Raw genomic sequence first — 25422 nt, forward strand, 5'->3', positions numbered from 1 at the left:
GACCCGACCCCCGGGCACCCAGCATGAACATGTGTTCGCATGGACTTGAGGGGGTTCAATGGCGCGCACGGGGGCGGCTGCCGGACAGGAGCCGGCGTTGCCGATGGCCGTGTCCACCAACCGCGTCAGCTCGCGGGACGGCTTCGCCTGGTGGGTACAGATGGTCGGTGAAGCGGTCATGCCGGTTTCGCTGTCCAGCGACCACGCGGAGGATTTCAGGGGAACGGCCCGGTCGCTCCAGATGACCCACACCGAGGTCTCCGCGTTCTCCTTCTCGCCGATGTCCGCGATACGAACGCGTACGCACATCCGGCGTTCGGATCCGGAGGCCTACTTCCTCTTCCTGGTCCACGGCAGCCCCATCGGGCTGGAGCAGCACCGCAACAACACCCTGCTCCAGGCCGGGGAGATGGCCCTCTTCGACACCTCCCACCCAATGTCCTGCGACTTCCTGGACGATGGACGCCTCTCACGCGTCACGCTCCTGCGGCTGCCCAAGGCCGCCCTTCCGCTGCCGCCGGACAAGGCGGACACCCTCCTGGCCACGCGGCTCCCCACCCACACGGGCTCAGGTGCACTCCTCACCGCCTACCTGGCCGGCCTGCGGGCGAACGCCGCCCACTGCGACACCCAGGAGCTCGCAGACCTCGGGGCCGTCGGACGCGACCTGGCGGCGGCCTTTCTGGCCGCCCGGCTCGACAGTGCCCCGGCCCTCCCGGCCGAGACCCGCCAGCAGGTGCTCATGGCCAGGATCCACGCCTTCATCAACCACAACCTGCCCGACCCCGACCTCAGCCCGGGTGTCGTCGCGGCGCACCACCACATCTCCGTACGCCTCCTGCACCTGCTGTTCCAGCAGCAGTCGGAGACCGTAGGCGCCACGATCCGCCGACGCCGCCTCGAACGCAGCCGAGCCGACCTCGCCGACCCCCGGCTCCGCCATCGCACGATCGGTGAGACGGCCGCCCGATGGGGGTTCCGGCACCTCGCGGACTTCAGCCGCGCCTTCCGATTCGCCTACGGCATGCCGCCCAGCGACTTCCGGCGCACGGCGCTCTTCGGATCCGACGTCTGATCCGCCGCGCCGGCGCAGCGGAGCCGGTCGGAGGTCACGGGGGCGCCTTCGGCGATGTTGCGGTCATAGGTGACCGTCTTGACCGGAACCGGCTGGGTGCCGACGGTGACGTCGAGGGTCGCGCCGTGGTTCGGTACGGGCCGCAGGCGTGCGCCGGGAAGAGCCGCGGCCAGCGTGGTCGCATCGTCCTCCCGGCCCGGGGCGTACCGGATGACCGGCGGGCCGGCGGGCCGGACGGCCGGCGCGGACGCCGAGGTGTCGGTGACCGCGAACGCGTTGCGGCGCAGCGCCGCGGCGACGGTCGCGTCGTCCACGCGGACCGCGATCCCCACCGGGCTGGAGGGAGTGGCCTGTTCCCCGACGGGCTGGATGCGGGTGTCACCCGTGACGGGCCGGTCGGCGGCCAGGGCGTCCCACAGCGCGGCGGAGCGGGCTTCGTGCCACAGCAGGGTGGAACCGACGCCGGGCACCCGGTGGTCGAAGATCCGGATCGGTACGGTGACGAACTCCGCCTGGTGCGGGCGCAGTCGGCCGAGCGTGCGGCCGATGCGGACCAGGTCGAACACGTCGGTCCCGGCGTCGGTGCGTACGGACTTCAGCAGCGCGCGGGCGGTCCGGGCGGTGTTCACCGGGCCGGAGAGGGAGCCCTCCGCCGTGAGGCGGGCCAATAGGTCCACCACCAAGCGCTGCTGGCGGCGGACCCGGCCGAGGTCTCCGGGCCGGTTGCTGATGTGCCGGGCCCTGGCGTAGCGCAGTGTGGTGTTGCCGTCCGTGTGGTGGACTCCGGCGGTGATGTCGAGGCCGGAGTTCTCGTCCTGGAGGGGTTTGTCCGTGCAGACCGTCGCACCCCCGAGGTTGTCGACGGCTTGTTCGAAGCCGGTGAAGCCGGTCTCCAGGTAGTGGTCGATGTGCAGGCCCGTGGCCTTCTCGACGGTGCTCACCGTCATCGGGCCGCCGCCGATGGCGTACGCCCCGTTGATCTTGCCGCGCTTGCCGGTGCCGTCCGCGTATTCCACGTACGAGTCGCGCGGGACGGAGACGACGCTCGCCCGCCGCCCGTCCTCGGACAGGTGCAGCAGCATCATCACGTCGGTGCAGTTGCAGCCCTTGCCGCCGACGTGGAGCCGCCGCTTCTCGGCGGCGGACAGGCCGGCGCGGCTGTCGATGCCGACGACCAGGATGTTCGTGCCCCGCCCGCCGCCCGGCCCGCCACCCTCCCCTGCGGTGTGCGCGTTCGCCAGCCAGGTGCCGGAGGCGAGGGTGGCCAGCAGTGTGACGGCAACGGTGAGACGACGCAACGCAGAACCCCCATATTCGGGTCAATTCGAATGAATGCCGACCGTACTGGCTCCGGACCGGAGCAGCGGGCTACACGCCGCAACGCACGCCATACGCCGCCAGATGGCTCACCGCGCGACCGGAAAGACCCAGGCCTAGGCTGGTGACGTTGCCTTGGTCGTCGACGACAGGAGGCCATCACGTGAAGCCGACCCGCATTCGGCTGCGCCGGGCCTGCGTGGCCGCTGCCGCAGCAGGCGTACTCGTCGCCCCGGTTGCGGCGGGCTCCACGTACGGGGCCACCGCTGTGGCACGGTCCACCCCCGCGGCTCCGTCCCCGTCCCCGTCCCCGGACAGTGACACGGACTTCCCGCAGCTCACTCCGGCCGTCGCCGCGAAGCTGGACGCCGCGGTGCAGCAGGTCATGCGCAAGGCACAGGTGCCCGGCGTGACCGTGGGGCTGTGGGCCCCCGGCAAGGGCAGCTACGTCAAGTCCTTCGGCGTGGCGGACAAGGCGACCGGGGCACCCATGGCGGCCGATCTCCACGTACGCATCGGCAGCGAGACCAAGACGTTCACGGTCACCGCCCTCCTCCGGCTGGTCGACCAGGGAAAGGTCGCCTTGGACGACCACATCGGCACGTACGTCACCGGCGTTCCGAACGGGGACCGCATCACCCTGCGCCAGCTCGCGGGCATGCGCAGCGGGCTCTTCAACTACAGCGAGGACGACGCCTTCAACAAGGCGCTCGAAACCAACCCCGTCCGGCCCTACACTCCGCGGCAGTTGCTGGACTTCTCCTTCAAGCACCCCGTGCAGTTCGAACCGGGCGCGGAGTTCGAGTACAGCAACACCAATCTGGTCCTGCTCGGCCTGGTGGTGGAGAAGGTCACCGGCCGGCCGATCCACGAGGTCATCAAGCGCGACGTCCTGGAGCCGGCCGAGCTGCGCCGCACGGTTTTCCCCACCAATGCCGACATACCCGCGCCTTACGCGCACGGCTACTCCGACGAGACCGCCTCGGGAAAGATCGAGGACGCGACCCATTGGAACCCCTCGTGGGCCTGGTCTGCCGGAGCGATGATCTCCGACCTTCAGGACCTGCGCAGTTGGGCCCGCACCCTCGCCACCGGCACGCTGCTGACGCCCGCGACCCAGGCCGAGCGCCTGAAGACGACCCCGATGGACATTCCGGGTGCCGGCTACGGACTGGGCATCTTCAACGTGCAGGGCTGGATCGGTCACAACGGCTCGCTGCCCGGATACGAAACCCTCACCGTGTACCTACCGCAGGAACAGGCGACCATGGTCGTCCTCCTCAACACCGACGTCCTGCACGACGGTCAGGAACCCAGCACGCTCTTCGGCGAGGCGGTCACCGGCATCGTGACCCCCGGCCACGTGTATCCCGGCCACAAACCGACCACACCCAAGAAGGGCTGACGGAACAGGGCGCTGGAGCCGGACCCGGAACGGGTCCGGCTCCAGCGTGCGCGGTGCGGGACGGCCTGGAGGAGGCCCAGGCGGAGGTCGAACGGTGGTGTCTACAGCGCCTGGTGGCACGGGGAATGGCACGAGTGGTTCCAGGTCGGCACCCGCGTCATCGGCTAGTCCGGCGGGGCCTGCCGGATCCCGTATTCTCTGCCCGGTTCGCAGCGGCGCGTAGCGGCCGGATTCGGAACAGGCCCTTGCCGTACGGGAGTTCGCTCCCCTGACGCAGGGGTGCCGCCCTCGGCCTCGCGCGCGGCAATCACCGGCCCCTCGGCCACGAACCGGCTCGCCGCATGCCAGACTCACCTCGGCCGACGAGGGTCTCTCGGCGGCCGTCCGGTGCGCGAAGGGGTTGAGAAGAGTCATGGCGGACCACGACCTGACCGGCTACGAGCAGAGCACGTTCACACACGAGGGGACCACACGCCGGGTCCTGCGGCGCGGCACCGGCCCCGCCGTGATCGTGATGGCCGAGATACCGGGCATCACCCCGAAGGTGCTGGAGTTCGCCAACAGGGTCGCGGCGATCGGCTGCACGGCCGTGCTCCCGGTGCTGTTCGGCGAGCCCGGCCTCGACCCCCATCCCGATGCGCACGGCCGGCTGGGCACCGCACGGTACTGGGCTTCCACGGCCCTCAAGGTGTGCGTGAGCCGGGATTTCACCCTGCTGGCCACGGGCCGCAGTTCCCGGGTCGTGTCCTGGCTGCGGGCGCTGGCGGCCCACGAACACGAGCGGCGCGGCGGCCCGGGCGTCGGGGCCATCGGCATGTGCGTGACCGGGGGCTTCGCCCTGGCCATGGCCACCGACCCCCGGCTGATCGCCCCGGTGCTGTCCCAGCCGTCGCTGCCGGTGGCCGTCTCGGCGGGCCGTAAGCGGACGATCGACATCAGCCCCGAGGAACTCGCCGTCGTACGGGGGCGCTGCGAGCGGGAGGGCTTGCAGGTCACGGGGCTGCGGTTCAAGGGCGACTGGTTCGTACCCGGGGACCGGTTCGACTTCCTGCGGCGCGAGCTCGGCGACGCCTTCGTCGCCGTCGAGCTGGACGACAGCACGGCCAGCCCCGACGGCCTGCTCCCTCCGCACTCCGTGGTGACCGAGCACCTGATCGACGCCCCGGGCGAGCCCACCCGGGCGGCGCTGGATCAGGTGCTCGACCTGTTCCGCACGCGGCTCCTCGAAGAGAAGCTCTGAGCCTTCGCCCGGTCAGGGGCCCAGCCAGATCGGGTTGGTGAAGGCGGCCGGGGGGCCGGGCAGGGGTGGCGTGCGGGCCGGGTGGCGGACCTCCGCGCGGACGTACGCCGCCCGGGCGGGCGTTGTGCGCCACTCCAGGGACGTCGCCGCCGGCGCCGTGAAGGCCAGGCCCTGGTCCGTGACCAGGCGCAGGTCGCAGCCCTCCGCGCCGGTCACCGACAGCCGGACGAGGACCTCGGTGGCTGGATCGGCGCCCCGCAGCCGCTCCCCGATGCCCGCGTGGGCCCCGCGCGGGGTGACGGCGGTGAAGTCGAGGGAGACGGCGGAGGACTCCGCGGCGTAGGCGCGGCCGGCGCGCAGGCCCGCCAGGATCGCCGTGCGCGACAGATCGTCCGCCAGGACGACGGTCTGCGGGCCGCCGATCCGGTCCGGGTCACGGTGGTAGTCGCTGTGCGCCAGGGCCGGGAGCCAGCTGTCGCCGTGGGCGCCGCGCAGGGTGGCGTCCCAGGAGGCCAGGGACACCTCGTCGTCGGGGGTCCATGCGCCGTTCCACACCTCCACTGCATCGGCCTCGCCGAAGCCGAACTTCCAGGCGCAGCCGATGCAGGTGGCGTGCGGGTGGGCGGGGACCACGAGGCCGCCGGCCTGCCGGACGGCACGGGCGAAGCGCCCGAAGCGGCCGTCGCGGGCCCGGTAGCGCCAGTCGATGAACGTACCCGGGTCGGTGCCGACGGCCAGGACGTGGCCGGTGCGGGTGGTGACCTCCTCCCCGGTGAGGACGAGCAGGCTGTCGGCGGCGTCCGCCCAGGCGGTGTGGGAGCTGATGGTGTTGTGTTCGGAGGTGTTGATGAAGTCCAGGCCGGCGGCCCGGGCGAGGCCGGTGATCTCGGCCGGGGTGCTGCGGCCGTCGGAGTGCACCGAGTGGATGTGGCAGTCCCCGCGGTACCAGGCACGGCCACGGCCCGGGACCCGCTCGGGCGGGTGGGCCGCGGGGCCGGGGCGGCCCGGTTCGCCGTACGTCAGGATGGCGGTGATCTCGTACGGCAGGCCCTGCGGGGCCACGGTGTAGGGGCCGAGCGCGATGTGCCACCGGCCGGGCTCCAGCGGGCCGGGCAGATAGCCGGGGGTGGCGTCGTCGGCGCGGAGGAAGAACTCGCTGCGGGCGCCGCCGGACCAGCCGCGGAAGCCACGGCCGCCGAGCGCCGTGCCGCGCTGGTCGAACAGGCCTATGTCGAGGGCGTTGCCCGGGGTGCCGGCCGGGGTGGGCGGCTTGTCGTAGCGGTAGGAGACGCGCAACTCGCGCATGCCCGGCGGAACGTCCAGCGGGACGTACACGAAGTCCGGGGCGCCGGGCGGGATCGTGCCGCGCAGCGTCCTGGTGGTGGTCGGCTCCGGTGCGGCCGCCGCGGTCGTGACGGAGGGGGTGGCGACGGTGGCCGCCGCGGTTGCCTGAACCAGCAGTGCTCGTCTACTGAGGGCCATGGCGCCGAGCATCGGCGGGCAAGGTGAATCCGGCGTGAACGTCCTGCTCTTCGCGTCGAGCCGCGGTGGTCAGAGCCGCAATTCGCGGGCGAGGGCGGTCATCACGGCCAGGGTCTTGGCCTCACCGAACTGCGGCGGGGTGATCTCCCGCTCCCGCAGGGCCCGTACGAGGAGCTGCTGGACCTCGGCCGCATCGGCGAGGTCGGCGCGCACCGAGACTTCCAGGAAGCGCAGCTCTTGGGCGGTGGCCCATTCCTCGATCGCCACGGTGCCGGGGATCCCGTCCCAGTCCTGCTTCCACTTGGCGGCGCGCACGGGGCCGAGCGCCGTCAGATCCTCCAGGTGGTCCTCGGTCACCCCTACGGCGTCCAGCAGTTCCAGCTGCTCCTCGATGAGCATGTGGTCGAGCGTGCCGCCCTCCGCGTCGACCGCCGATCCGAACTTCCGCTCGGCCTCCAGCGAGGCCGACACCACGGGAGCGAACGCCGGGCCGGTCCGATCCTGCTCGACGGTGAACTCCCAGTCCTCGCCCTCGCGGTCCTTCTGCCACTCGGACGGCAGCGCGGGAGCGGGCCGCAGCTTGACGGTCATGTCCGCCTTGCGTTTGGACCCGTCCTCGTCGTGATCCCGGCGCAGGCGCAGGATGACTCCCAGGTCCAGAAGGGGCAGCGAGACCCCGTCGCCGGCCGACTTCCGCGGCCGGTCCCAGAAGTGGATCGCGCGGCGGCGCGCCTCATCGCGGTCGAGCGCCAGGGCGTCGAAGGCCGCCTCGGCCTCCGCACCGGCGAAGCTGATCTTGATTTCTGCGGCCAGGGCCGTGGGGGACGCTGCCATGGTGCCGTTATCCCACGGCGGGCCGGGACCCGCATCCGGACCGTCCGGGCACCCCGTGCGCGGCTCTGATGGATCGAGGTGAAGAATTCACCGATTCATCTGCCCCTAAGACGGTCATCCGTGAACGGATTTGACCGCTTATTGGAAAATCTTTCCTCGGAGAGTTCCATCAGGGCTACCCTTACAGAGGGTTACACCATGGAATCGGGGGGTTGAGCCATGAGCTTTCCGGGTGCACGAAAAGTCGCGGTGGCGGTCCTGGCCGCGGCGCTCCTCGCGGGTTGCGACAATCCGGATCCACCGTTCGACCCGCCGGAGACGTCCACGTCACCGACCCCGACCGACGAGCCGACCGAGTCGCCCACACCCTCACCCAGCAGGCCCGATCCGACCACGGCAGCCCCCACCACCCCTGCCCCCTCCCCCACATTCTCCTTCACTCCGAAACCAATTCCCCCATCGCCCACTCTCCCCCGGGGCAGAGTCCCGCGGGAATTGGTGGGCGAATGGGATGGGGACGGGGTCGGATCCGCACGCCTCGACACGATCGTCTTCACCGCCGCCGGCAATGTCGAGCTGTACTACAACAACCGCCAGGTCCGCAGGGGCCCGGCCGTCGTCAACGGATCGTCCATGACCCTTCATGTCGAGGGCGGTTCGATTTCCTACGCTCACTGGTCGATCGAGAAATTCGACGCGGGCTACGGATACACGTTCGAGAGCCTGATGCTGGACGGGGTCAGTTACGTACGCCAGATCAGCGGAGGCTGAGTCGGCCAGGAGCGGAACCGGAAGGGACCGGGGCTCCACACTCGGGAGGGACGCACTCATGGGCAAGGACGTCGCAGGGTCCGGCTTCGTGGACGAGGACCTGGTCCACGACATCGCTCGGGCCGTGGTGGAACGGGCGGTTCCCGGGGAGCTCTCGGTGTTCCGGCGCCAGAGCAAGGCCTACTTCCGGGATCCCGAGAAGGAGCTCAAGGCCGCGCGCAAGAGCCTCCGCGCCAAGCCGAAGGACGAGCCGATGGGCTGGGGTGCGGGTGAGGTGGTCGTGGCCGTGGCCCCCTTCGTCCTCGCCGTCGTTCAGGGGGTGCTGACCTCCCTCGCCCAGTCCCTGGCCACCACCGCCGCCGACCGTAGCCAGGAGGGGGTCAGGCGGCTGCTCCGGCGGGTGCTGGGGCGGCCCGAGCCGGCCGCCGACGAGACACCGGCGGGGACAGCGGCGGAGGTGCCGGCCGCCGCAACCGATGCACCCGCGCCGGTGCCGACGCCCGCGCCCACCACCTCCCCCGCGCCCGCCCCCGAAATCCCGCTGTCCACCGAGCAGCTCGGCCACGTCCACGCAGTCGCTCAGCGCACGGGGCTGGAGCTGGGCCTGGACGAGGTGCTCGCCCTGCAGCTGGCGAACGCACTGGTCGACACACTGACGCCCTGACCGGTACGGGGCGTGCGCCACCGAGAGGGGTCGAGACCTTGTCCTCGAACCATCCGCACGTCCCGTCCGCGTCCCTCGATCCCTTCGCTCTCCCGTACGGAGTGAAGTTCCGTTTCGTCCTGCTCATCACCGCGCTGATCGGGACCTCTGCCTTCATCTACGACCTGCTCTACTACGCGGTGGCCCCCGGCGCCGACGATGCCCTCGCCGACCACCAGAGGTGCATCGCGGCGCCGCCACAGGTGGCCCCGGTCACGGATCCCGACGCCTACGCCCGGGGTGTGCTCTCCTGCACGGCAGCCCTCGAACGGGAAACGGCCCCTTGGATCCTGGCGGGCCTGGCCCTGCTGGCCCTCGTCGCCCTGCTCCTCTACCTGGCCCTCCCGTCGCTGCGGATGTGGCGGGAAGGGCTGGCGCCCCTCGAACCGGAGGAGGACCCGGAGGACGCGGCGTTGCAGGCTCTCCTCGAATCGCTGGTGGCGGAGGCCGGGTTGCGCAGGTCACCGCGCTTCCTCGTGGCCATGGGCCGCCCTGACGTGTCGGCGATCACCTTCGGGCGGGCCGGTGACTACCGCGTGCGGTTGAACGAGGGACTGCTCAAGAAGGGCCGGCAGGACCCGGAACTACTGCGGACGATCGTGCTGCACGAGCTCGGGCACCTGCGCAACAAGGACGTCGACATCACCTACCTGACGATCGCACTGGCCGTGGCGTTCGTCCCCCTCGGTCTGGTCCCGCTGGGAGTGGCCCTGGCCGGGATGGACGCGCGAGAAGTCCTCGGAGTGGCGTGGCGGGCGGCCGTGCTCGTCGCCCTGGTCCACTTCACGGCCACGTCGGTCCTGCGAGTGCGCGAGTTCGCTGCCGACGCCCGCGCCGCGTCCTTCGGCGGCGACGCGCGGGCCGGGCTGCTGAGGTTGCTGAACGCCCCCTCAGCGGCCCCGCGCGGGCCCGTACGGTCGTGGGGACCGCTGCGCCTGCACCCCGGGGCGAAACGGCGCGCCGCCGAACTCGAAGAGCCGGTCGCGCAGTTCCGCCTCGGCTTCGGCGCCTGTTTCGCGGTCGGGCTGGCAACGACGATCACGGCCACCGGGCTGCATGCGCTGCTCTGGCTCGGCTTCGACCACCAGGCCCCTCTCGACTCGCGCTGGATGGTGGCCCTGGTGCTCGCCCCGGCCGTCGTCGCCGTCGTCGGCACCGAACTGTGGCGCGCGACCCTGTGGGCGAGGAGCGGCGCGGCGCACGCCGGAGGGGGCCGCCCTCGGACGGTCCTGCCTGCCGTCGGGCTGGCCGCCGGATTCGTGGTCGGCCGGCTCGTGTCGGCGCAGAACGGTATCCTGCAGGCGGACGGGGTGCCCGTTCCGGTCGGCGCGGCGGCGGTGTGGTCGGTGGTGCTCTGTCTTCTGGTCGTGCTGCTCTTCTGGTGGATCGTGCAGGGTGCGACGCTCTGGCTCGCCCCCGGCGGCCGCCCTGCGGGCCGGGCCTGGCTCGTGGCCTTGGCGGCGGCGGTGGTCCCGTTGGCCGTTCTGCTGGGCTGGTGGCTGCTGCTGTACGAGTTCGCCAACGGGCTCGGCGTCATCAATGACGGGGCGCGTGCCGACCACCAGGCCATCGCGGCGGTCGCTCCGCTGGAGCCGTTCTGGCCGTGGGCGGCGCTGGAACACCCCCTGGCTCACCTCTTCTACCGGTGGACTCCCGCCGCGCTGGCCGCCGTCATGCTCTGGGTCCTTCCGCTCGCCTCGCTGTGGCGCCGTCGGGCGGCCGGGCCGTCGTCCCGCTGGGTCCGGTGGGTCGTCGTCACGTCACTCGTCGGTTCCGCCGGTTTCGCCGCCGTCGTCCTCGGGATCCGGGCGCTGGTGCACGTGAGCCTGGCCGAGGAGCTGCGGCGCCAGGACGGCTACGCACTGGCGTTCGGCCACTGGCACATCGCCGCCGCCGTGGCGGTCCAGGGCCTCGTGGCGCTGGTCGTCACGGCGGGTCTGTACCGGGCCCACGGGCGGGTCGCGGTCCTCTTCGCGCTCATGGCGGCCTTCGTCACCGGCTGCCTGACGACGGCGGCCGTCTTCGGCGCGACCGTGGTGGGCGGCTGCTGGGACGTGTTCGCGCTGGTGCCCGGACCCTGTGCGGCGGGCCTGCAGGTCTCCTTCGTACGCGACACCTTGCTACGGGTGGTGGTGGCGGGCGCGGCGAGCGCCGTCGTGGGGGCCGGGGCGGCGGCGGTGGCCGGGGCGTGGTGGGCGCGACGTCGTACCGCCGGGCCGCCGCCGGTGTCCGTGCCGGTCTCCCGGGTGGAGCGGGTGGTCCTGGGACTGGCGACCGTGCTGGCCGTCGCCGTGGTGACCGCAGGGCTGGCGGTCGGTACGACGACGGCCACGGGCAGGGCCGAGCCTCCTTCCGGCGCTGCCCCTGCCTGTGCGAAGTTCGACGAGGTGATGGGCGCCGGGGACTCGATGAGCAGCGCGAACCGCAACGCCGGGGTGTTCGAGGCCGTACGGCTCGCCACCGACGGCGGGAACCTCGTACTGGCGACGGCGTTGAAGGATCTGGAGCGAGCCGTCTCGGAGGGTGATCTGCCGGCGTTCACGGATGCCGGCGGGCGGATCCGTGAACAGTGCGTGCGCGAAGGAGCGCCGCTGCGCTCCTTCTAGTGCTGTAACCGGAAAGGTTTGCCGGGCCTGTCCGGAACGGGCCCGCCGCACCCCGTGTGCGGCGGGCCCGGTCTAGACGGTGGTGGACAGGATGCCGCTCTCCGGCTCGCGTGCCGTGGGATGGGTACTGCCGGCGACGATCAGAGCCAGTAAGACCGCGGCCGCCTCGCTCTGCAGGATCCGGGCGGCCTGCTTCAACCGGCCGGGGTCGGGGACCGGGATGGACAGGGCCACGCATTCCGCGTTCGGTCCCGCGGTGATCGGCACTGCCGCGCACACCGTGCCGAGCGCGTACTCCTGCAGGTCGAGGAGGGGGGCGTTGGGCGGGCGGGTGTCGAGCTGATGGAAGAGGGCCTGCTGGCTGGCGAGGGTGTGGGGCGTGAAGCGGGTCAGCTGGTGGCGGGACAAGTGGTCCTTGCGGTCGTCGTAGTCGAGTTGGGTCAGCAGGGCTTTGCCCACCGCGGAGGCGTGGGCCGCGGCGCGGAAGTCCACCCACTCCTCGACCACCGGGGTGGCCGGGCCGTCGGCGTACTGGGTGATGGAGACCTCGCCGTCGGTGTAGCGGGCGACGTAGACGGCGGCGCCGACCGCGTCCCTCACCCAGGCGAGGGTCTCGCGCAGATGCCCGCGTCCGTCTCCGCCGGCCGCTTCGGTCAGCAGCAGGGCGTTGCCGGCTACGTAGGCGTCCGCTCCGATCGGGGTGGCCAGGTTCGCGCGGATCAGCTGCTCCATGGCCCTGGCGAGGACCAGCTGCGGCAGCTTCGTTTCGCGGGCGATCTGTGTCAGGTTCACGCCGCCCGAGTAGCGGTTGATGACTTCCAGTACGCGCAGGGCCTGGTGGACGGATTCCAGCGCGGCGGGTGCCGGGCGTCCCTCGGGGGCCTTACGGGCGGCGTGGATCAGGTGTGGCTGTTTGAGTGCTTCGAGCGCCCACGCGCTCGCCTCGTCCGTCAGGTGCCGCGGGTTGAGCCGTGCGTTCTGTGCGACGGCGACCGCGAGCTGCGGGCCGGGGGTGACGACCTCCCCCAGGTCGGGGTGTTCCTTCCGGGGGCGTGCCATGAGGGCCTGGCGCAGGCGCGCGGGGAGTCGGACGGGGGGCCGCCCGCCCCGGCCCGGGCCGCCGGTGAGGGCGGTCAGGTCCTGGGTGGTGATGGGCGGGGTCGTCCAGATGACCGAGGCCCCGAGGGCCTCTTCGAGGCGCTCCGGGATCTGCGGCAGGGTCGGCAGGTGTTCGTCGGCGGGCAGGGTCCGGGCCTGGCGCTTCCAGTAGCGGGCGGTCGCGACCTCGGCGCGGGACAGGTGGTGGAGGTAGAGGCAGCGGGCCGCGGTCTGCGAGCCCGCCCCGGCGGCGTACTGGAACCAGAACTGCGCGCCCTCGATCCGGTCCGCCAGGTGCAGCAGGCAGCCGAACAGCAGGGCCGAATCCGCGCCGTGGGGCCAGGACTCGGCGTCCAGGGCGATTTCGGCGAAGGCCCGGCTCTCCACGAGGGACCAGGTGAGGTCGTCCAGGCCGCGGGCGGCCCGTACGTGGCAGGCGGCGTCGAGGACGAGGTCGTCGGTGGCGGCCGACCCGGCCCCGGCGTGGCCGCGGGCCGGCAAGGGCGCGCCGCCGGTGGTTCCGGTCGCCGTGCGGGCGCGGTCGGCGACGATCCGGCGGGCGATGCGGCGCCGGGCCGCGCCCTCGTCGTATCCGGCGTACTCCTCCGCGAGCACCGTCGCGTCCTCCAGGGCCGCGTCCAATTCGCACAGCGGCATGTCGCGGTCACAGGGCATGTCGCTCACTGGTCCTTCTCCTCTCCGGGGATCCAGTCCACCCCGAGCTTGCGGGACAGCGTTCGGCGGGCGCCGCGGATGTGCGAACGGACCGTCGCGGGGGAGATCCCCATCATCCGGGCGACCGTGTCGGAGTCGTTCCCCAGGAGGAAGGCCAGCAGCACCACGTCGTACTGCCGCTCCGAGAGGCCGGCGATCGCCGCGTACAGGCCGAGCTTCGACTCCAGCAGCTCCAGCCGCTCGCGCGAGGAACGGCGCAGCGCGGCGAACCAGGCGGTCTCCACCATGGCCACCTGGCGGCCCAGGACCGCCAGCCGCCGCTCGACGTGCTCGCGCAGCACCGCCCACGCGAAGCCGTGGAGGCTCGCCTCCTTGAGCGCCTGGCGCCACACCTTCAGCAGGAAGGTGAAGACGTCGTCGACGACCTCTTCGGCGTCCTTGGGGTTCCCGAGTTGCAGGTGGGCGTAGCGCAGATAGGCGCGATGCTGCTGGGAGTGGAAAGCGGTGAACTCCACCGGCAGCACGCCGGCCAGCTCGCTGGAGACCGCCTGGTCCCCCGATGGGTCGAATTCTCCTTCGCTCATACGCTCCCCCACGGCTGTTCTTCGCCGCCCATGGGGGCGGCGGGGACCTTGATTACGAGAAAACGGACCGCGGTGGTGACTAACAGCGCGAGGGCGACCATTTCGGCAACATTCACGTCGGCGCGAAACCTTCCAAGTGGACTATGCGTAAGCGGCATGCCTGCCCCCGGACCAGCAGCCAAGGAGCACCAAGCGCTCCCACTCACCACCCCATCGGAAAACGAGCCCGATCGTGCAAGCCGGTCCGTAAGAATCTTCAGAAGGAAGCGCATCCGCTTTCCCGCGCGCCCCAGTCCGCCCGCGCACGCCCCCGGCACACCCTCGGTGCCGCTGTTTCTGTCACACGATCGGATGTCGATACGGCCCCATCCGGTGGTACGCGTCCCGACTCCCCCTCCCCCGGGGCCGGATGCCTGCATGTTGGGTCCAGCTTTCGGCGCCCCGGCATTTCCCGCCCGCGCGCCCGTCGAGTAGGAAGGGCCTGTATCCGAATGGCGTTTGCGAGGACCCTGCTGCCCGCCCTGCTCTCCTTGGCGCTGACCGGTGTGCCCGCCGCGGGCCCGGACGCCCCGGTCCCGGACGCCGCGGTCCCGGACGCCGCGGCCGCCGTGCCCTACGACGGCCAGGTCCGCCACGAGACCGCGCTGTTCAGCGTGAAGTCCACCGACAACGCGGCGGCCCAGGCGTTCACGGTGAACGACACCCGGCTCTCCCGGGTGAGTGTCTGGCTGGGCAGCGGCGCGGCCACGGGCACCGTGACCGTCCAGGTCCGCCGGGTCCGGGCGGACGCGGGGTCGGTGATCGCCTCGAAGACCCTCAACCTCGCCGCGCTGGGCGGCGCCGGTGCCGGCTGGGTCGAATTCCCGGTCAGCGCCGCCGTCACCGCGGGCACGACGTACTACCTGTTCGTCCAGGCGACCACCACGGAGAGCAAGCCGATCGCCTGGTACGGCACGGTGCGGTCCGTACCCGGCTCGCTGACCAGCTGGAACTACGACGTGGCGTACTGGGGCGGTTGGCATGCCTACGACTCCCGGCTGGCCTTCCACGTCAATCCCACGGGCAGCGAGCGCTGCGGGGAGACCGAGCCGTGCTACGTGCCCGCCTCCGCGCTCGCGGCCCGTACGTCGGGCCTGCTGACCAACCGGGTGGGCACCGAGGCCGTCCTGCCCTCCTTCGCCGTGGGCGCCTCCTACGTCGAGGGCAGCAACGTGCTGCGCCTGCCCTCCGGCCGGTGGCGGTACCTGCCCGACGGGGCCTCGGCGTCGGCCGTGGTCGCGGCGGACGACCCGGGCGCCTCGGCGCAGGTCGAGGAGAGCCGCGCGTGGCTGGCCGCGGGCGAGGTGCCGGGGGCCACCCCGGTGCAGCGGGCCGCGGCGCAGCGCGCCCTGCTGGCGATGCGGGCGCTGCTCAAGCCCAACGGCGCTTTCGCCGCGGGGTGGTCGCCGGCCTGGGAGTACTCCTGGCCCCGGGACGGCGCGTTCGCCGCGGCCGCGTTCGCCGCCACCGGGCACGACGAGGAGGCGTACCGGATCCTGGGCTACGACGCGCTCACCCAGCGGCCCGACGGGACCTGGGAGGCCCGTACCGAGCTGGACGGCAGCGGGCCGCCGGACGCGCGGAAGTGGCAGTTGGACGGCAATGGCTGGGTACCCTGGGCCACTTGGCAGTGGTACCGGGCGGCGCCGCCCGGCGGACGGGACGAACGGCTGCGCCGGCTCTACCCGATGGTGCGCAAGGCGGCCGACTACGCCGCGCGCTCGCTGGGCCCGGACGGGCTGCCTCCGGCCTCCCCGGACTACTGGGAGCTGGACACGACCAGCGCCAACATCGGGACCGCCGCTCCCCTGCTGGCCGGGCTCAATTCCTCGGCCGACCTGGCCGCCCGGCTGGGCATGGACGAGGACGCGACGCGCTGGGGCGACGCGGCCCGGCGGCTGTCCGCCGGGATCGCCACCGCCTTCGCCCCGCTCGGATACCAGCGGACCGTCGACGGCGAGCACGGCCGGGACAGCGCGGTGGCGTTCATGGCGCCGCCGTTCAACGCCGCCCCGCCCGGTCTCGGGGAGGCGCTGGACTCCACCTACCGGGCGCTGCTGCTGCCCAACGGCGGAGTCTCGCCCGGCAACGACCCCTCCTTCAGCTGGGGTTCGTACACCTGGACGGCCAGCACCTCCTTCTTCGCCCTCGCCTGGTCCGGTACGGGCGAGCAGGCGAAGGCGGGGAGGGTGCTCGACTGGGTGCTGTCCAAGCGGAACGGGCTGGGCGAGCTTCCCGAAACCGTGAACGGGGCCGGGTTGCCGTCCTCGGTCGCCCCCTTGGGCTGGACCGACGCGCTGGTCGTGCTCACCGCGCTGGCCCTGCAGGGCTCCGCGCTCCCCACCCCGCCGGCGCGGACTCAGTAACCTGGCACGCGCCAGAACATCGGTCACGTGCAAGGTGATTCGGCAGGAGGCGGTCATGCGGGGCGGAACGGTTGCGGTGGTCGGCGGGAGCATCGCGGGCTGCGCCATCGCCACGGCGGCGGCGCGAGCGGGCGCCGGTGAGGTCGTGGTCCTGGAGCGCACGCGCGGACGGCTCCAGGACCGGGGCGTCGGGCTGTGCATCCACGACGAGCGGGCCGGGGAGCTCCGCGCGAGCGGGGCGCTGCCCGAGGGCATCGCGGCGCACCGGCTGGAGCAGCGCCGCTGGGTGGTCCGGGACGACGCCGACGGGGCGGGTGGGCGGGTGATCTGGGAGCAGCCGTTCCCCTTCCGCTCCTACCACTGGGGCCTGCTCTGGCGCGGTCTGCGGGAGTCGGTGCCGGACTCGGTGGTCTACCGGCAGGGGGAGGCCGTGACGGGCATCGAGGAGACCGGGGCGGCGGGCGCCGTGCTACGCCTCGCGGGTGGCGCGGCCCTGCGGTTCGACCTGGTCGTCGGCGCCGACGGGTACCGGTCGGTGGTGCGCGCGGCGGTCTGCCCGGACTCCCGGCCGCACTACGCGGGGTACGTGTGCTGGCGCGGGAACTTCGACGCGGCGCTGCCGGCGGGGCTCGACGGCGGTGTGGACCCGGTGCCCGCGGCGGTGACCACGGTGTGCTTCCCGGGCGGTTCGTGCGTCATCTACCGCATCCCGGGGCCGGACGGGCCTCGCGTGAACTGGGTGCTCTACGCTCCTCCGCCGCGGGAGGGACACCTGCGCTTCGACGACCCCACGAGCTTTCCACCGGGCGGCCTGACCCCTGAACTGGCTCGGCACCTGGCCTCGTTGCTCGACCGGGAGTTCCCGCCGTACTGGGGGCGGGCGCTCGCGCTGACGGACCCGGCGGAGACCTTCGTCCAGCCCATCTACGACCTGGAGGCCACGCGCATCGCCACGGGCCGACTGCTGCTCGCGGGGGACGCGGCCAGTGTCGTACGCCCGCACACCACGAGCGGCGCGGCCAAGGCCCTCCAGGACGCCACCGCCCTCGCCGACGGCTGGCGCCGCTGCGACTCCGTCGAGGAGCTGCTGCGCGGCTACCAGGACTCCCGCGGGGCCGCCGGACGGGAGCTGGTCGCGCTGGCCCGCCGGCTGGGCCGGGCCCAGGTCGAACAGACCCCGTCCTGGGCGGCCATGGACGGCCGCGGGATGGCCGCCTGGTGGCAGGGCCAACTCGCCGGGACCCCCAACATCGGGGGCCAGGCCATGACTCCCTAGTGCTGTGACCGGAAAGGTTTGCCGGGTCGCGGCGTCCGGTGCCATGGGGCCTCCCCAGGCCCGCAGGGCCTAGGGGACACATCGCAAGGCGGAGGACTGCGGCTCGTACTGGACGTACCAGCGCGGTCCGACAACGCGGCGAGGTGCCGTGCCGGGGGCCGCGACCCGGTGAACCTTTCCGGTCACAGCACTAGTGCTGGGACCGGCCCACCGGGGTGTTGCTGGTGACCGTGCCGTCGGCGGACACGGTGACCGCGTGCCGGACGCCGTCCGGGCCGAGGACCACGGCCAGCCAGGCGCTGCCGCCGCCGTCCTGGGCGACCGCGCGCAGGCTCTCCACCTTTCCGCCCGTCACCGCCGCGGCGGCCTTGTCGGCCGCCTCGCCGATGGCCAGGGAGGGCAGCGGCGCGGGCGCCTGTCCTCCCTTGGGGAGGTCCTCGCGGCCGGCGCCGCCGTCGGGGCGGCCGAGCCCCTCGCGGAGCTTGGGGACCGCCCGCTCGTCGAGGTCGCCCTGCTTGCGCTCGTGCTGCGGCTGCATGCCCTGCGGCGCGCGCTTGGCCGCGCCACCGTGGCCGGGCTCCGCCCAGAGGACGTGCGGCCCGCGGTCCGCCCGGTGGTGGTCGTGGTGGTGGTCGGCCACGGCGACGGCCACTCCCCCGCCCACGACCACCACGACCGCGCCCGCCGCCACCCATCGGGCGGTCCTGCTGCGGGGCACCAGGCGGCCCAGAGCCGCCCGCTTGCGGTTTCCGGGCCCCGGGGCGTTCTCGGGCTGCTCGGACGGGTACGGCGGGATGGATTCAGACATACCAGCACTCCTCAGGACAACCGGGCGCTGCGCCCGGCTCGTTCCAGAGGATGCTGAGCGGATGCTGAAGCCCCGCTGAAGCCACCTGAAGACCTCTTCAGCCGACCGCCGGGCGGCCCTGAGATCCTGTTCGGCATGCGCGTACTGGTGGTGGAGGACGAACGTCGGCTGGCGGTGGCCCTGCAGCGAGGGCTGCAGTCGGAGGGGTTCTCGGTGGACGTGGCCCACGACGGGCCCCAGGGCCTGTGGCTGGCGACGGAGCACGACTACGACCTGATCGTGCTCGACATCATGCTGCCCGGGCTGAACGGCTACCGGGTCTGCGCGAAGCTGCGCGCGGCCGGCAACGAGTCGGGGATCCTGATGCTCACGGCGAAGGACGGCGAGTACGACGAGGCCGAGGCCCTGGACACCGGCGCCGACGACTTCCTGTCCAAGCCGTTCTCCTATCTCGTCCTGGTCGCCCGGCTGCGCGCGCTCGGGCGGCGTACGGGCCGCCGGCGCCCCCAGGTGATGCAGTTCGGGGACCTGCTGCTCGACCCCGCCCGGCACTCCTGCTCGCGGGGCGGTACGGAGATCCGGCTGACCGCGCGGGAGTTCGCGGTGCTGGAGTACCTGGCCCGGCGCTCGGGCGAGGTGGTGCCCAAACGGGACATCCTGGAACAGGTGTGGGACAGCGCCTTCGACGGCGATCCCAATGTCGTCGAGGTCCACGTCAGCGCCGTACGCCGCAAGATAGACGCTCCGTTCGGCCGCGCCGCGCTGGAGACCGTACGGGGAGCCGGATACCGGCTGGCGGTCGACGGTGGCTGAGCGGCCGGGCCTGCCCCGCCGCACGGGCGCCGCCCTGGGCGCGGCCTCGGGCGCGGTCTTGCGCCGGTGGCCGGCGCTGCGGCGGATGTGGCCGACCACCGTACGGGCGCGGGCCACCGTCGGCGCCAGCGTGGTGGTGGCCGCGGCCCTGGCGCTGGCCTCCTTCGCCCTGCTCGGGCTGCTCGAAGCCAATCTGCTCCGCAACGCGGAGAACGACGCCCGGCGGCAGGCCGAGACGGTGGCTCAGCTCGCCGCCGCCGGGAAGCTGGGGCGCGTACGCCCGCCCGGCCGCGGTGTCGAATTCGTGCAGGTGGTGAGCGCGGACGGCCGGGTCCTGTTCGCCAGCCCCAATCTGATCGGCGTGCCCGCCTTCCCGCCGCCCGCCCCCGGGGCGCCGGGCACTCGTTTCCACACCTGGAAGGTCCGTCCGCTCGGCGAGGGGCACCGCCAGCGGGTCGTCCAGGTCATCACCGACACCCCGGACGGCATGGCCACCGTCTACGCCGGAGCCTCGCTGCGGGACGTGGACGCCGCCGACGACACCACCACCGCGGCCCTCGTCATCGGCATGCCCCTGCTGCTGGCCACCGTCGCCCTGGTGACCTGGCGGGTCACCGGCCACGCGCTGCGGCCGGTGGAGGAGATCCGCGCCGAGGTCGCCGAGATTTCCGACCGCGACCTGCACCGCCGGGTGCCGGTGCCTGCCACGCACGACGAGGTGGCCCGGCTGGCCGAGACCATGAACGCCACCCTGGACCGGCTGGAGGCGTCCGGAATCCGCCAGCGGCAGTTCATCGCCGACGCCTCGCACGAACTGCGCAGCCCCATCACCGTCCTGCGCACGCAGCTGGAGGTGGCCCTGGCCGTCCGCGACCCGGAACTGTGGCCCGAGCTGATCGGCGGGGCCCTGGAGGACATCGAACGGCTCCAGCACCTCACGGCCGATCTGCTGCTGCTCGCCCGCATCGACGCGGCCCAGCCCGTGGCGGCCGCCCCGCTGGACCTGACCGCCCTGGTCCGCGAGGCGGTGGACTGCCGGCTCGGGGACCAAGTCCCCGTACACGTGCGGCTCGAACCCGGTGTCGAGGTCACGGCCAGCCCCCTGTGGCTCGGCCGGGTCGTCACCAACCTCGTGGACAACGCGCAGCGCTACGCCGCTCGGCGCGTGGACGTCACCCTGCGCACCACCAAGGGGCCGCGGCCGCGCACGGCCGTGCTGGAGGTCGTCGACGACGGCCCCGGTATCCCCGCGGCGGACCGGGAGCGGATCTTCGAACGCTTCACCCGCCTCGACGACTCGCGCAGCCGCGACCACGGCGGAGCCGGTCTGGGCCTGGCCATCGCCCGCGACTTGAGCGCCCACCACGGCGGAACGCTGACCGCCGAGGACTCCGCACGGGGCGGCGCCCGGCTGGTGCTCCGGCTGCCGCTGACGGATCGGCTCTGAGGGGGCCGGCCGGTCAGCTCCGGAGGCGCTCCAGCGCTTCGGCAAGGGCGCGGCGCAGCTCCTCGTCCTCCAGGATGTGGATGCTCGACGCGGTCGCTCCCACCGTCCGCCGCTCGGCCGCCAGCATCCCTTCCAGGAGGGGCGCGGCCTCCGCGGCCGGAGCACCGATGGCCCCGAGATGGCGTACGACGTCCAGCGTCGGGAAGGCCGGGTGGCCGGCCCGGGCCGGTTCGAGGGCGCTCAGCAGCGCGGGAACGGCTTCGGCGGCCTCTCCGGTGATCCGCCACCAGGCGTGGGCCGCAGCCGCGCGGGTCCACGCCCCGGGGGAACCGAGCAGTTCGCGTACCGCGTCGGCGTGTACGGCCGCGGCCGGTCCGAGGTCGGCCAGGTGGCCGAGGACGAGTCGGCCGGCTTCGCCCCGGGCGGCGGCGCCGGATACGGCGAGGGCCAGCGAGTCGTCCCCGGTGATGCGCCAGTGCGCCCAGGCGGCCGTCTGGCAGCCGTGCCACCGGGGCAGGTCGTGGCCGGCTCCGGGGTCCAGCGGGCGGCTGCGGCCGAGGGCGAGGTCCGCGAGCGGGTCGGCCGCGGCCATGGCGGCCGGTCCGATCCCGCCGAGCGTCCGTGCGGCCTGACGGGCATGGAGGGTGTGCAGGTGGGCGATGAGTTCGGGCGTCGCGGGAGCGGCGTCGGCGCCCCAGAGGGCGAGCACGGCCATGGCGGCCTCATGGCCGTAGCGGTCCGGCTGGGTGCGCAGCCCCGTTCGGATGGCGGGCAGCAGGTCGGCGGCGGGAAGCGCGGCGACGGTCGGCGCGTGCCGGGCCGACGAGCCGAGCGAGAACGGTCCGCGCCGGAACACGGGTCCCAGGTGGGGTGCGGCGCGCCGGTCGCCGAGTCCGGCGAGGGCCAGCAGGATGTCCTGCATGTGGTGCGCGCCCGTCCCGGCCGGCGGCCGGGCGACGAACGCGGCGAAGCGGTCGGCGTGCGCGGCGACGGCGTGACCCGCTTCGGCGACCACATCGCGGGCCGCCCAGCGGAGTTCGTCGTCCCGGGCGGTGGCCGCGACCGCGAGCGTGTCCCACTGCTTCCGGGGCGGGTTCCTGAAGATGCTCACCATGTGGGCTGCCGCCAGGGCCCCTTCCCTGCGCCGTTGACGCCTCCGTTCGGTCCACACGACGCCCGTACCCCCTCCGGCCCGCGCTCCCTGCGCGGGCTGCTTCCGGATGATTGTCGGCCATCCGGCACACCGCTCACTTCTCGTCGAAGAGGATCTGCTCGCAGGGGTGGGTCATCCGCAGGGTCTGACCGTCGGTGATCTCGACCACGTGGTGCAGGCCGGTGATGTTGTCGCCGTCCGGCAGGATGCGGAACTGGTCCCCGGCGCCGGCCAGGAAGGCGGGGAAGCAGTCCAGTGACAGGTTGTCGGGATCGAAGTCCAGGTAGTCCTTCAGCCGCCGGAACAGCTTGGGCAGGATCACCGCACCCGCATCGGCGGTGATGGAGCACATGTCGGTGACCTTCGCCCCCTTGACGGTCACGTCCTCGGCCCACAGCCCCTTGGGGGGCACGGCTCCCCTCGCCTCCAGGGCGGCGGCCTTGAGCACCCCGCGCAGGTCGGACGGCAGGCCCGCGTAGAAGGTCGGGTAGGCCAGTCCGAGCGCGAGCAGGTGGTGGTTGACGGTCTTCCTCAGCAGGTCGTCGCCGACGCGGATCTCGTAGCCGCTGCATCCGGGCGGGAACCCGCGACCGACGAAGGCCACGCACCGGCCGTAGGCATCGGCGCCCCGGGTGAGGATGAAGCCGGGCACGCTGTCGGGCGTGGTGGTGACGGTCTCGTCCGCGTGGCGCTGGATGCGGGTGAAGCCGAGCCAGGTCAGCAGCTCGTCGGCGGCCTTGTGCGCGAACTTCAGCGGTTGGTGACGCTCCGGTCCGTAGCTGCCGTTGCTGTAGTGGGTCTCCAGCGTGTCGACGCCCTCCAGGCGCACGCTGGCGCGGCCGTCCGCCTTGGGCACGATCGGTGCGCCCCCGGGCACGAGCTTCCAGTCACCCGGGTCGTCCGGGATGAACGGGATGGTGTCGCCGTCCGGTCTGGCGCCGCCGTTCACCCGGAAGGACCCTCTGATCAGCAACATGGACATGGCGACTCCCAGGGAGACGGACACGAACACGGACATCACATACCGTAGCAAATCGTCACTAACCGTATCCGCCTGATGGTGCGTCGGGTACGCGGAAAATCCCGTGCCCCGGGCCGGGCCGCTCGCTAGGCTCGCCCTACGCGCTGCCGACAGGGCACCGCGCACCTGATGTCCAGTGAAGAGAAGGGGAGCCCGGCCATGCGTACGCACCGCACCGCCGTCTTCGCTCCCCCGTCCCGGTACGACGTGATCCCGGTGTCTCGCAGCGCGCGGTGCCGGCCGCGCGGCCGTCACCGTATGCCCGTGACGCACCTTGGGGTTTCCTCCCTCTAGGTTCCGGGGCCTGTTGGGTCCCGTCCTTCCCCGCTCGCCGTACGCCGTCCGCCCGGATCCCTTCCGGGCGGGGCGGCGGCGCTGCGGGCGCGTCCGGGAATCGCGCCGCCCTCTTCCTCATCACTCGAAAGGCCTCGGGCCATGCGCGCCAACGGGCGACTCCTCGACACCACTTCCCCCACCGCCGTCCGCAATCTGGGCATCCTCGCCCACGTCGACGCCGGCAAGACCACGATCACCGAACGCATCCTGTTCGCGACCGGCGCCATCCACAAGCGGGGCGAGGTGCACAACGGGACGACCGTCACGGACTTCGACGCCCAGGAACGCGACCGCGGCATCACCATCTTCGCGGCGGCCGTGAGCTGCACCTGGGGCGGACACCGCGTCAACCTGATCGACACCCCGGGGCACGTCGACTTCTCCGACGAGGTCGAGCGTTCCCTGCGGGTGCTGGACGGCGCCGTCGCGGTGTTCGACGCCGTCGCCGGGGTCGAACCGCAGAGCGAGTCGGTGTGGCGCCAGGCCGACCGGCACGGTGTGCCGCGGATCGCGTTCGTCAACAAGCTGGACCGGGCGGGCGCCGACCTCGACACCGCGGTCGCCTCGATCCGGGAGCGGCTGGGCGCCGTACCGCTGGTGGTCCAGCTGCCCATCGGGCAGGAGGACACGTTCACCGGCGTCGTCGATCTGCTGCGGATGCGTTCGCTGCGCTGGCACGCCGGCGCCGACACGTACGAGACGGGGCCGGTCCCCGAGTCGCTGCGGGAGGAGGCGGACCGGCGCCGTCGGCTCCTGGAGGAGACGGTGGCCGAGCTCCACGCCGACGCACTGGAGGAGTTCTGCGCCGCCTCGGCACTGTCCGAGCAGACGCTGGCCCGCGCCCTGCGCGAGCTGACGCTGCGCGGGGACGGCGTGGTGGTGCTGTGCGGCTCGGCGTACCGCAACCGCGGGATCGAGCCGCTGCTGGACGCGGTGCTGGCGTACCTGCCGTCGCCCGTGGACATGCCTCCGGTACGCGGGCTGGTGGGCGGCGTGGAGCAGGAGCGCGCCCCCGACCCGGCGGAGCCGTTCGCGGCCCTCGCCTTCAAGGTGACGGCGACGGCGACGGGACGGCTCACCTACCTGCGGGTCTACGCGGGCACCTTGCGCAAGGGCGAGTCCGTACTGGACCCGGCCACGGGGCGTACGGAGCGGGTCGGCCGGATCCTGCGGGTGCAGGCCGACCGGCACGAGGAACGGGAGGAGGCGGTGGCCGGTGACATCGTCGCCGTGATCGGGCTGAAGGCCGCGCGGGCCGGTACGACCCTGTGCGCGCCGGGGGCTCCGCTGGTCCTCGAACCGCCCTCGGTGGCCGAACCGGTGGTGTCGGTGGCGGTCGAGGCCCTGCGCAGCGGCGACACGGGCCGGCTCTCCTCGGCACTGGCGCGGCTCGCCGAGGAGGACCCGTCGCTGGTGGTGCGGTCCGACGCGGAAACCGGGCAGACCGTGCTGTCGGGGCTGGGCGAACTGCACCTGGAGGTCGCGGTGGAGAAGATCCGCAGCGGCCACGGGGTGGAGGTGGTCGTCGGCCGGCCGCAGGTCTCCTACCGGGAGACCGTCGTCCGCGGGGTGACCGGCCTCGTCTACCGGCACGTCAAACAGGACGGCGGAGCCGGCCAGTTCGCGCACATCGTCATCGATGTCGAACCGCTTGAGGAAGGGAGTTTCGAGTTCCGGTCGACCGTCGTCGGGGGCCGCGTTCCTCAGGAGTACGCGCGCGCCGTGGAGGCCGGCTGCCGGGACGCCCTCGCCGAGGGCCCCCTCGGCGGCTACCCGGTGACGGGCCTGCGGGTCACGCTCACCGACGGGGCGACCCACTCCAAGGACTCCTCGGAGATGGCGTTCCGCGCGGCGGGCCGGTTCGCGCTGCGCGAGGCGCTGCGCGTGAGCACGGTGGAGCTGCTGGAGCCGGTCGTGGAGGTCGTGGTGAGCGTCCCGGAGGACGGCGTCGGCGGCGTACTGGGTGATCTCGCGGCCCGTCGCGGCCGGGTCTCGGCGTCCACGGCCCAGGCCGCGACCGCGGTGATCACCGCGGCCGTGCCGCTGGCCGAGCTCTTCGGCTACGCGTCCCGGCTGCGCGGCCGGACCCAGGGCCGGGGCACCTTCACCACCCGGCCGGCCGGTCTCGCGCCGGTACCGGCCTCGGTCGCGGGTGTGCTGCTCGCCCGTTGACCGTGCGGGGCTGCTCGCCCGGTGACCGTGGGGCGCGCCGCGCCGTTGACGCCCGCCCCGTCCCGCCCCGCCCCGATCCCGGGGGCGGGGGCGGGGCGGGGCGGGCGCTAGTGCTGTGACCGGAAAGGTTCACCGGGTCGCGACCCCCGGCACGGCACCTCGCCGCGTTGTCGGACCGCGCCGGTACGTCCAGTACGAGCC

At 72.9% G+C, this 25422-nt stretch carries 19 protein-coding genes; 11 read left to right on the forward strand and 8 right to left on the reverse strand.

Features of this window, described 5'->3' with window-relative positions; translation table 11 throughout:
• The first annotated feature begins 103 nt into the window (after positions 1 to 103).
• A complete protein-coding gene (locus ACZ45T_RS28920; protein WP_468446348.1) occupies positions 104 to 1075 on the forward strand; it encodes an AraC-like ligand-binding domain-containing protein in 972 nt (323 codons plus the stop codon).
• Here ACZ45T_RS28920 and ACZ45T_RS28925 read toward each other — a convergent pair.
• On the reverse strand, positions 1018 to 2373 hold the full coding sequence (locus ACZ45T_RS28925; protein ID WP_468446350.1) for an LCP family protein: 1356 nt from the start codon (positions 2371 to 2373) through the stop codon (positions 1018 to 1020). The genes ACZ45T_RS28920 and ACZ45T_RS28925 overlap by 58 nt on opposite strands.
• Positions 2374 to 2555: 182 nt before the next feature.
• On the opposite strand from ACZ45T_RS28925, the gene ACZ45T_RS28930 reads away from it, so the two are divergent.
• Positions 2556 to 3797 (forward strand): serine hydrolase domain-containing protein, encoded by a 1242-nt coding sequence (locus ACZ45T_RS28930; protein ID WP_468446352.1) that lies wholly within the window; start codon positions 2556 to 2558, stop codon positions 3795 to 3797.
• A 412-nt stretch (positions 3798 to 4209) separates the two neighbouring features.
• The gene (locus ACZ45T_RS28935) at positions 4210 to 5037 is read left to right on the forward strand and encodes a dienelactone hydrolase family protein (protein ID WP_468446354.1); all 828 of its coding nucleotides are present in this window, start codon (positions 4210 to 4212) and stop codon (positions 5035 to 5037) included.
• A gap of 12 nt (positions 5038 to 5049) precedes the next feature.
• Here ACZ45T_RS28935 and ACZ45T_RS28940 read toward each other — a convergent pair whose 3' ends face one another.
• Positions 5050 to 6519, reverse strand: a complete 1470-nt coding sequence (locus ACZ45T_RS28940; RefSeq protein ID WP_468446356.1) for a CehA/McbA family metallohydrolase — start codon at positions 6517 to 6519, stop codon at positions 5050 to 5052.
• Between the two features lie 69 nt (positions 6520 to 6588).
• Positions 6589 to 7353: a hypothetical protein gene (locus ACZ45T_RS28945; RefSeq protein WP_468446358.1), complete on the reverse strand. Its 765-nt coding sequence runs from the start codon at positions 7351 to 7353 to the stop codon at positions 6589 to 6591.
• A 498-nt stretch (positions 7354 to 7851) separates the two neighbouring features.
• On the opposite strand from ACZ45T_RS28945, the gene ACZ45T_RS28950 reads away from it, so the two are divergent.
• Genes ACZ45T_RS28950 through ACZ45T_RS28960 form a run of 3 tightly spaced genes read left to right on the forward strand, consistent with a single transcriptional unit; the run spans position 7852 to position 11433 of the window.
• Entirely contained in the window at positions 7852 to 8124 is a 273-nt protein-coding gene (locus tag ACZ45T_RS28950) for a hypothetical protein (protein WP_468446360.1), read from the forward strand.
• A 58-nt stretch (positions 8125 to 8182) separates the two neighbouring features.
• Positions 8183 to 8788 (forward strand): hypothetical protein, encoded by a 606-nt coding sequence (locus ACZ45T_RS28955; protein WP_468446362.1) that lies wholly within the window; start codon positions 8183 to 8185, stop codon positions 8786 to 8788.
• Positions 8789 to 8826: 38 nt separating this feature from the next.
• Complete coding sequence (locus ACZ45T_RS28960; RefSeq protein WP_468446364.1) at positions 8827 to 11433, forward strand: M48 family metalloprotease; 2607 nt, start codon at positions 8827 to 8829, stop codon at positions 11431 to 11433.
• 72 nt (positions 11434 to 11505) lie between these two features.
• Here the strand turns inward: ACZ45T_RS28960 and ACZ45T_RS28965 are convergent, their stop codons facing one another.
• A complete protein-coding gene (locus ACZ45T_RS28965) occupies positions 11506 to 12333 on the reverse strand; it encodes an IclR family transcriptional regulator domain-containing protein (RefSeq protein WP_468446385.1) in 828 nt (275 codons plus the stop codon).
• Positions 12334 to 13211: 878 nt separating this feature from the next.
• Positions 13212 to 13790, reverse strand: coding sequence for an RNA polymerase sigma factor (locus ACZ45T_RS28970; protein WP_385157518.1), 579 nt, complete (start codon positions 13788 to 13790; stop codon positions 13212 to 13214).
• Between the two features lie 491 nt (positions 13791 to 14281).
• On the opposite strand from ACZ45T_RS28970, the gene ACZ45T_RS28975 reads away from it, so the two are divergent.
• Both ACZ45T_RS28975 and ACZ45T_RS28980 read left to right on the forward strand, forming a co-directional pair.
• Complete coding sequence (locus ACZ45T_RS28975) at positions 14282 to 16195, forward strand: glycoside hydrolase family 15 protein (RefSeq protein ID WP_468446366.1); 1914 nt, start codon at positions 14282 to 14284, stop codon at positions 16193 to 16195.
• A 55-nt stretch (positions 16196 to 16250) separates the two neighbouring features.
• On the forward strand, positions 16251 to 17471 hold the full coding sequence (locus ACZ45T_RS28980; RefSeq protein ID WP_468446368.1) for an FAD-dependent monooxygenase: 1221 nt from the start codon (positions 16251 to 16253) through the stop codon (positions 17469 to 17471).
• 190 nt (positions 17472 to 17661) lie between these two features.
• On the opposite strand, the gene ACZ45T_RS28985 is transcribed toward ACZ45T_RS28980, so the two are convergent.
• Complete coding sequence (locus ACZ45T_RS28985; RefSeq protein ID WP_468446370.1) at positions 17662 to 18279, reverse strand: hypothetical protein; 618 nt, start codon at positions 18277 to 18279, stop codon at positions 17662 to 17664.
• Positions 18280 to 18414: 135 nt separating this feature from the next.
• Here ACZ45T_RS28985 and ACZ45T_RS28990 point away from each other — a divergent pair, with 135 nt between their 5' ends.
• Positions 18415 to 19092, forward strand: a complete 678-nt coding sequence (locus ACZ45T_RS28990) for a response regulator transcription factor (protein WP_468446372.1) — start codon at positions 18415 to 18417, stop codon at positions 19090 to 19092.
• Positions 19093 to 19168: 76 nt separating this feature from the next.
• A complete protein-coding gene (locus ACZ45T_RS28995; RefSeq protein ID WP_468446387.1) occupies positions 19169 to 20539 on the forward strand; it encodes a sensor histidine kinase in 1371 nt (456 codons plus the stop codon).
• A gap of 13 nt (positions 20540 to 20552) precedes the next feature.
• Here ACZ45T_RS28995 and ACZ45T_RS29000 read toward each other — a convergent pair whose 3' ends face one another.
• Together ACZ45T_RS29000 and ACZ45T_RS29005 are read right to left on the reverse strand one after the other, a co-directional pair.
• Positions 20553 to 21653: a hypothetical protein gene (locus ACZ45T_RS29000; RefSeq protein ID WP_468446374.1), complete on the reverse strand. Its 1101-nt coding sequence runs from the start codon at positions 21651 to 21653 to the stop codon at positions 20553 to 20555.
• 133 nt (positions 21654 to 21786) lie between these two features.
• Entirely contained in the window at positions 21787 to 22674 is an 888-nt protein-coding gene (locus ACZ45T_RS29005) for a thermonuclease family protein (protein ID WP_468446376.1), read from the reverse strand.
• Between the two features lie 474 nt (positions 22675 to 23148).
• Here ACZ45T_RS29005 and fusA point away from each other — a divergent pair, with 474 nt between their 5' ends.
• Complete coding sequence (fusA, locus tag ACZ45T_RS29010; protein ID WP_468446377.1) at positions 23149 to 25221, forward strand: elongation factor G; 2073 nt, start codon at positions 23149 to 23151, stop codon at positions 25219 to 25221.
• The last annotated feature ends 201 nt before the right edge of the window (positions 25222 to 25422 follow it).

It is taken from the genome of Streptomyces sp. NPDC030995 (genome assembly GCF_055571215.1).

Bases quoted from the DNA above. Each gene is read 5' to 3' on its own strand.
- ACZ45T_RS29000 (WP_468446374.1), bottom strand. From the start codon at position 21,653: ATGGTGAGCATCTTCAGGAACCCGCCCCGGAAGCAGTGGGACACGCTC.
- ACZ45T_RS28945 (WP_468446358.1), bottom strand. From the start codon at position 7,353: ATGGCAGCGTCCCCCACGGCCCTGGCCGCAGAAATCAAGATCAGCTTC.
- ACZ45T_RS28935 (WP_468446354.1), top strand. From the start codon at position 4,210: ATGGCGGACCACGACCTGACCGGCTACGAGCAGAGCACGTTCACACAC.
- ACZ45T_RS29005 (WP_468446376.1), bottom strand. From the start codon at position 22,674: ATGTCCATGTTGCTGATCAGAGGGTCCTTCCGGGTGAACGGCGGCGCC.
- ACZ45T_RS28955 (WP_468446362.1), top strand. From the start codon at position 8,183: ATGGGCAAGGACGTCGCAGGGTCCGGCTTCGTGGACGAGGACCTGGTC.
- ACZ45T_RS28975 (WP_468446366.1), top strand. From the start codon at position 14,282: ATGGCGTTTGCGAGGACCCTGCTGCCCGCCCTGCTCTCCTTGGCGCTG.
- ACZ45T_RS28985 (WP_468446370.1), bottom strand. From the start codon at position 18,279: ATGTCTGAATCCATCCCGCCGTACCCGTCCGAGCAGCCCGAGAACGCC.
- ACZ45T_RS28970 (WP_385157518.1), bottom strand. From the start codon at position 13,790: ATGAGCGAAGGAGAATTCGACCCATCGGGGGACCAGGCGGTCTCCAGC.
- ACZ45T_RS28990 (WP_468446372.1), top strand. From the start codon at position 18,415: ATGCGCGTACTGGTGGTGGAGGACGAACGTCGGCTGGCGGTGGCCCTG.
- ACZ45T_RS28920 (WP_468446348.1), top strand. From the start codon at position 104: ATGGCCGTGTCCACCAACCGCGTCAGCTCGCGGGACGGCTTCGCCTGG.
- ACZ45T_RS28940 (WP_468446356.1), bottom strand. From the start codon at position 6,519: ATGGCCCTCAGTAGACGAGCACTGCTGGTTCAGGCAACCGCGGCGGCC.
- fusA (WP_468446377.1), top strand. From the start codon at position 23,149: ATGCGCGCCAACGGGCGACTCCTCGACACCACTTCCCCCACCGCCGTC.
- ACZ45T_RS28980 (WP_468446368.1), top strand. From the start codon at position 16,251: ATGCGGGGCGGAACGGTTGCGGTGGTCGGCGGGAGCATCGCGGGCTGC.